The 6860-nt window shown below is 61.4% G+C and carries 4 protein-coding genes and 2 pseudogenes; 2 read left to right on the forward strand and 4 right to left on the reverse strand.

What is annotated here, in order from left to right; translation table 11 throughout:
* From R5H32_RS20370 to gntH, 4 genes and pseudogenes are all read right to left on the reverse strand, one after another.
* Positions 1-116: pseudogene (locus tag R5H32_RS20370) on the reverse strand (IS5/IS1182 family transposase); the annotation flags it as partial.
* 215 nt (positions 117-331) lie between these two features.
* Positions 332-1594 carry a HupE/UreJ family protein gene (locus R5H32_RS20375; protein WP_318340482.1) on the reverse strand — a complete coding sequence of 421 codons (1263 nt, stop codon included), beginning with the start codon at positions 1592-1594 and terminating at the stop codon, positions 332-334.
* A gap of 8 nt (positions 1595-1602) precedes the next feature.
* Positions 1603-3318, reverse strand: coding sequence for a hypothetical protein (locus R5H32_RS20380; RefSeq protein WP_318340483.1), 1716 nt, complete (start codon positions 3316-3318; stop codon positions 1603-1605).
* A gap of 65 nt (positions 3319-3383) precedes the next feature.
* The gene (gntH, locus tag R5H32_RS20385; protein WP_318340484.1) at positions 3384-4706 is read right to left on the reverse strand and encodes a guanitoxin biosynthesis MBL fold metallo-hydrolase GntH; all 1323 of its coding nucleotides are present in this window, start codon (positions 4704-4706) and stop codon (positions 3384-3386) included.
* 308 nt (positions 4707-5014) lie between these two features.
* On the opposite strand from gntH, the gene R5H32_RS20390 reads away from it, so the two are divergent.
* Together R5H32_RS20390 and R5H32_RS20395 are read left to right on the forward strand one after the other, a co-directional pair.
* Entirely contained in the window at positions 5015-6427 is a 1413-nt protein-coding gene (locus R5H32_RS20390) for a hypothetical protein (protein ID WP_318340485.1), read from the forward strand.
* Positions 6428-6512: 85 nt separating this feature from the next.
* Positions 6513-6722: pseudogene (locus R5H32_RS20395) on the forward strand (IS6 family transposase); the annotation flags it as partial.
* Positions 6723-6860: the final 138 nt, after the last annotated feature.

Raw genomic sequence — 6860 nt, forward strand, 5'->3', positions numbered from 1 at the left:
AAGATAATTCCACTCAGGACGCGCCGGTCGTCCACACGCGGCTTGCCATGGCTCTTGGGGAAGAAGGGCTGAAGACGCGCCATCTGCTCGTCCGTCAGCCAGAAAAGTTTGCTCATGCTCAGGTCTCCTTGCGGAGCCTGAATCACGCCGAAAGTCGGAAATCAATGGGTCTGGAGCCTAGGTTCCTCTGACACCGCCAGGGCCAGCGGTCAGACGCACCGCGCTCAAAGGCCGGACAAATAACCGCAACCCGCTTCGATCCAAGTCGCTCAGGAAAACCCTTGCAAAACAGGAGCCGTCCACAAATGACAGCTCCATTTTCGATGCTTCCTTAACCGAGCAGGAACGTAGCCCGTTCAACGGCCCAGATTGCTGCGACCACGGACACTGACGCAGCAATCGCTCCGCGGGTTCCGATCCAGACCTGGTCCGGCATTCGACGGATCAACAGCGTTGCCGGCCAGATAAATGCGACGATGGCGAGTTGACCGAGTTCGACGCCAATGTTGAAGGCCAGCAAGCTCTGCCAGACATTGTCGGCGTCCACGCGCAGGATCTCCCGGAGCATGAAGGAAAATCCGAAGCCGTGCAGGAGGCCGATTGCGACGGTGACGGCTACGGCGTTGCGGTTGCTGCGCGTGTAGCCGGGACGCTGCATGATTGCATCGGCAGCGGCCCAGATGATGCTCAGAGCGATGGCAGTCTCGACTGCGGGGATGAACCATGTCCCCGAGGGAGCGACCCCGAAGAATCCCAGGCCCAGCGTGACCGTGTGGCCGACCGTGAAACCGGTGACACGTGTAAGAAGCGCGCGGAGCGTCCGGGCGCCGATAACCATGCAGATCACGAAGAGTACGTGATCGATACCCTCAAGGATGTGGCGGACGCCTTCGATGACAAATGATGAGGCCGCCGCGACCGGCGACCCCGAAACCGTGACCGGCTCTGCCATAAGCCCGGTGGCCCGGTAGGTTCGCGTTGTGTCCCCACGGTAGTCGAGCACGAGGTTTGCGGTTTCTTCCTGACCCGGAAGCCCTGGGTCGGTTAGTGCCGAAATCTGGTATTCCGAAACTTGCGTGATCGATGGGTATCTCAGGTGAACGTCCACAACTATGTCGCCAATGTAGGTCTCGTCGGACTCGTTCCCTATGACGGCCCCCTCTGCCAGCGCCGCAACGGCCTCGGCCCTTGTGGCGAAGCCCGGCTCGTTGCCTACCTGATGGATACGGACAGAGATCACCTCGGCAGCGAGCGGTCCGTCATCGGAATCGATCCGGAGCCCGTCTGCCGCGAACTGGCCGAGGCCGAATGGGTCCGCAAGCAATGCCTCGGGATCAAGGAGGTGCATGGGTACCCCGTTCTCAGGCCGGTTCGTGGTGAAGGGCGCTGGCGCGGGAAGCCCGTCTGAGCCAATCGGACCCAGCTTGTCCGCCACGAGGTAGGACATCGGCGTACGAAGGTAGAGGTCGAGCCCGTCAGCCTCATGCACAATATGGAAGATCCGCACATTCAGGTTGAGCTTGAAATGCCCCCAAGCCGCGCCGCCAAGCATCATCGAGAGTAGAGCAAGAACGAGTACCGAAAGCCGTTTCATTGTGGGCCTCACGATTGGGTTTGCGCGCTGAGGATCGTCAGGTCGCCCAGGAACCACCGGTCCCCCTGCCGCGACACGTCGATGAACCCGCGATAGGTAACGAGGCGGCGATGCATGTGCCCCCAGTGGCCGCCGCTCATGGAGGCCGTCCACCGGGCGAGGATCTGGCTGCCGGCGCCATCGGGCGCAGGCGAGATCTGTTCGACCTCGAGATCCGTGATCTCGTCGGTCCGCGCCAACGCTCCAGACGGCAGAATGACCGAGAGGCCGCGGCGCAGTTCGGCACCAACCTCTGCCGACCGATCCGAAGGAACAAAAGTTGTCAGTGCATGATCGAAGCCTTCCTGGCGAGTTTCGAGCATGGCCGTGCCAACATTGTCCAGAAGCCCGGACATGAGCTGCCGTGCCGCCGCGGAATCCGGTGCAGGCTCGCCCGGCAGTGTAATCCGGGTCGTAACCGGGATGGTAATCGTCGCTGCAATCAGGGTAGCCGCTCCGCCGAGCAGTGCCACGCCCCTGCGGGGACCCCGAGTGCGGAACGCCATCCAGGCGGCGCACAAGGCCACGAGGCCGAAGGTCCCCGCCAGCAAAGGCAGGCTGAGTACAGTGGCAGTGGACACGTTCACTGGACGCGATTGCGGATTCTGCCACGTCGTCAGGTGGTTGACCCAACGCACCACCGGATCGTCAGCTCGCGCCAGAGCCGGGACGCCGCCGACCGGATCGGTCAGCGTAACCGGAACAGATTGCACTCCCTCAGGGAACAAATCCCAAGTCATCTCGACTTCTTGCGCGAGGATCGGTCGGGGATACGAAATTACCAGGCCGAGAAGCGCCGTTGCGCGATCGACCTCCTCCGAGTCGTCGAGCACTCGTAGACCTTCGACGCCGATCGCGATGCGGGAAACCTGAATGTCGTCCGGGCTCGCCTTCTCGCCGTCGATTACGACTGGGTTTCGGGTTCGGAAGAAAGCGGCCGCCCGACGCGCGACCTCGGCCATCTGCGCGGACCCGAGGGAACCGGTCGCGCCGAGACCGAGGTCGGCCCAACCCTCGAGGTCCCGCAGGCGGACGATGATTTCGTGCCGGACTTCCCGCGGTTCCATCGAGAGAAAGGACATCAGCGGGGATTTGTGGTGTCGGGTCAGGTTGGGGTTCTCGAAGCTGCTGAACCACGGGTCATCCCAGTCCGGCGCCAGCGTTTCCGCCTGCGAAAGATAGCGGTAATCGGTCACCGGTACGCCGAGATGCTCGACCAGCAGGCCGAGCGAGGCGACGGGTTTGCCCTTGCTGTCGAGCGGTGGCGCGAAGGTGATGCTTTCTGGATGGCCGGTGAAGAGGAATTCCAACTCGGCAAATATCACCTTGTCGCTGCGCGGACGTGGCGGCACGACTGCTATAGCTGCGGTGACACGCGGCTGGCGTGGGCGCAGATCCACCTTGCGGACAACTGGCTTGAGAGGCATCCCGTCCGCCTCGACAACAAGCGTCTTTCCCGTCCTCTCGGCCAGCGATCGACCGGTTCCGTCATCGGTCCCGACGAAATACGGGTAATCGGCCGGGTCGATCTCGATCTTCGCCCGCACCCGATCATCAAGTACCGATATCTCTACGAAATTCGGTGCCGTCTCACCCCCATAAGGCGACACCAGATCGGCTTTCGCGGCGAACGCAAATGGGAAGAGCGTAATGGCGGCGAAGATCGGGCGAAACGAGCGTAGCATGGGTTCGACCTCGGTTTGAGTGTTGAGCCCCGGCGCTCTTAAACGCCGGGGCAGAGCGGTGTGTGTCACTCGTCGCCCGGATAGGGGAAGTCGCGGCCGAGGGCTTGGCTCGCTTCCTCGAAGATCGGCCGCAGCGCATCGTCGACGTCGAAGTAGCCGGACTTCGTGAACTCGCTGAAGCCGATATTGGCGATGTCGATGCCGGTACGCTCCGCGAAAGCTGTCCGGTCGTCCAGCGAGGGCGGCTCGGCAGGGGCGCCCAGAGGCGGTGACCAGGTGCGTTCCTCGGTGACGGCCATCCGCACCCGGATGTCGTCCTTGGTGACGTTCCAGACCATGAAATCGTCGGCCATGCTGAGTGGGCCGTCATAGGTTTTGCGAATGCGCTCGTAGACGGCAGTCGATGTGTCGAAGTCATTGAAGAAGTGATAGGCCACTGCCAGCCGGGGTTGGATCTCGCTCATCACCTTGCCGAAGGCCTCGGGTGCGGTATGCACCTGCGTGCCCACAAGCAGTGCTGACTCCGGGCTGAAGCGCATCTTGTTTACGAGGTCCGGCACGGCGATGAAGCACTCATGGATCGCAAGATCGGCGTCCTTGGCGTATTCGATGAACCATTTATTCGGATAGGTGTCGGAGCTGAAGACGAACTTCAAGCCGTTCCACTCAAGCGCGTAGCTGACCGCGCCATCGATCGCGTGAATCGCCGGGAAGGTGCGGATGGTAACGCCGTTCTCCTCGTAGATCGCTTCGTTCTCGAGCTTGTAGTCGAACTCGGTGACTTCCATGTTGTAGCCACGGAAATCGACGTTTCCGGCCCGTCCGGCCATGTCCCAGGTCAGCATTTTCATCATGTGGTCAAGCGCATAGGCCGTGCCGAGCTCGGGCGTCGCGCCGCTCGGCCCCCAGACCCGCAGCGGTACGTTGCGGCCCATCAAAGCGCCGCCGATAAACAGGTCGTGCAGCGCGCCGAAATGATCGGTATGCAGGTGGCCGACGAAGACCTTGTTGAGGTAGTTGTAGGGGATCTGCAGCGACGAGATCCGCTCGGCCGACCCTGACCCGATGTCGAACAGGAACTTGTCGCCGTTGCCGAGCTCCACCAAGAAACAGGCGGCGGCCTGGGCGGCGCGCGTGGTCGGCATGCCGGTGCCGCAGGCGATGACCCGCATCTCGTCGTCGGCGAGATCTTCGGTGTTGGGGTAATAGGCGTCGCGTTCGCGGTTACTCACCATTGTCGGTGAGACCTCCGCTTCCTGCGCGTAGGCGGCGCCGACCAATGTCAGGCCGTGGGAGCCGGGCCCGCCCGGGGCGGCCAGCCACATTCCAAAGGCCACCCCGACCAGGAAACTGGCCGTTCGCTTGAATGCTTTTCTTCGATCTTTCATAAGAGGTTCCTCCACTGTTGATCGTCGGTCTGCGACATGCCGAGTTCGAGCGATCGGCCGGCGCTGAGCGACAGCGCTAAACGAAGCTAAATTGCGCCATCTTCACGCTGCAGCTCGAGGACCCACACCGCCCTCGTGCCCGACACCGGCCGCGCTCTGATCCGCGTCAGGCGGTCAAACCGAAATGCGCGTATTTTTTTGCTGAGCGATAAAATGACGCAACGTAAGGGAGTCACGGTGACTCACATGGTGAATCACGCGCCGGGAAATGTGATAAAGTTTTGAAACATATGGAATGGCGGGCGGCGATGACGAAAATCCAGCCGAAACCAGAAATCTCTGTGGATGCCAAGAAAGAGGCGCTGGACAGGATTCTTGGCTCGCCAATCCTGGACCAAAGGGAACGGCTGAGGGATTTTCTGGCCTATATCCTGGAGGAGGAGCTTGCCGGCCGCGGCGATGAAATTCGGGGCAAGACGATCGCGCAAGACGTGTATCACCGAACATCCGGGGACGGTGACGATCCTGAGAACATTGTCCGCGTCGATGCGCGGCGCCTTCGCCAGCGGCTCGACCACTATTACGCAACGATCGGCGCCGAGGACCCGGTCCGACTCCAGCTGGATCCCGGCAGCTATCGACCGCGCTTTGAGGAAATGAACGTATCGGATATCAGACCGGAAACTCCGTCTTTGCCCTGGAAGGTCATTTTCGCGCGGTCCCCGGCATATTTGGGCCTCTTCGTGCTCGGAGCTGTGGTGGGAGTTGGTCTGACGACAACCCTTGCGCCGAAAACTCCAGATCAATTTGGGGGACCCAACTCTCAGGAAGCAGGCAAGCAGGTAGCGGCAACCGCGGACAACAAAACCGCTCAGCGAACTGCTGTTTTGGGTAAGTCGCCAGCCTCGCTCGAGGCGATCAACCTCGCCGATCAGGCGCAGCGCATGATCTTTCCAATCTTCGATTTGCCTCGGCAGGAATTGCTGACCTCGGTCTTCGAGCGCGTTGTCGAGCTCGATCCGGACTACTTCGGAGGCTACGCGGGGCTATCCTTCGTGCTGGGCACGCGCGCGCTTCTTTCTCCCGATCCGGAAAGCCGCGCAGACCTCGTCGCGCGGTCGCGGGAAATGGCCGATTCAGCATTACGCCTTGCGCCGACGCAGGCGTGGACCCAATCCGCCCTGGCCTGGGTCAGCTTTTCCGAAAAAGACTATGTGGAGGCCATGCGCCTCGCAGAACTCGCCGGGCAGCTCGACCCGGAAAACGGGCAGATCCTCGATATACTTGGCTCAATCGCGTTGTTCTCTGGCGATTTCGAGCGCGCGATTGCGGCAACGAACGACGGGCAGGCACGGGTCGGGAGTCTGCAACGCTTCGCCAACCGAAATATCTTCGCGGCAGCGAGCTATCATTTAGGCAACTACCGAGATTCCTATGAGGGATTCGAGAATGCGGCGGCCGCCGGCGACCCCTTGAGCGCGCCCTCCCTGGCGTATCAGGCGGCGGCATTCGCCGCAGTTGGCCGAGAGACGGACGCGCTACGCAAGCTCGATGAACTGAACCGTGCTTGGCCCAGTGCACCGCTTGAGGCGATGCTTTACGGCATACACCGAGAGAAGGCAGATGCTGACGCGGTCTTGGACAGGCTGCGAAGTCTGGGTTGGAGCGGGCGAAAAGTCGACACAAGTGCTTCCAGCAGCCTTCGGCATGAGCAACCATAAATTTCGCCGAGTAGATATATGCCGCGATGGCAGTGTCAGAGGAACCTGGCTTGAGGCGGAACAGGGGGTTCGGTAGCCTCTCGCCATGACCCAAGCCAGCCCCTTCAAGTGGTTCAAGACGAGCCCCGAGATCATCCGTTTGGCGGTGATGCTGTACGTCCGCTTCCCGCTTTCGCTGAGGAACGTCGAAGACCTGTTGCACGAGCGCGGCGTCGATATCAGCCACGAGACCATCAGGTTCTGGTGGCATCGCTTCGGTCCGATGTTCGCCGCTGAGATCCGGAAGCGCCGGATCGGGCGATGTCAGAGGAACCCGGCTTGCGATTAGGCAGGGCGCCGACTAGCGTCGCTTGATGTCGAAACCTGACCCGTTCAAATACTTCAAGACGAGCCGCGAGATCATCCGCCTGGCGGTGATGATGTACGTGCGCTT

The sequence above is a fragment of the Defluviimonas sp. D31 genome (assembly GCF_033436765.1).
In the GTDB taxonomy this organism is placed as follows: Bacteria; Pseudomonadota; Alphaproteobacteria; order Rhodobacterales; family Rhodobacteraceae; genus Albidovulum.

Bases quoted from the DNA above. Each gene is read 5' to 3' on its own strand.
- R5H32_RS20375 (WP_318340482.1), bottom strand. From the start codon at position 1,594: ATGAAACGGCTTTCGGTACTCGTTCTTGCTCTACTCTCGATGATGCTT.
- R5H32_RS20380 (WP_318340483.1), bottom strand. From the start codon at position 3,318: ATGCTACGCTCGTTTCGCCCGATCTTCGCCGCCATTACGCTCTTCCCA.
- gntH (WP_318340484.1), bottom strand. From the start codon at position 4,706: ATGAAAGATCGAAGAAAAGCATTCAAGCGAACGGCCAGTTTCCTGGTC.
- R5H32_RS20390 (WP_318340485.1), top strand. From the start codon at position 5,015: ATGACGAAAATCCAGCCGAAACCAGAAATCTCTGTGGATGCCAAGAAA.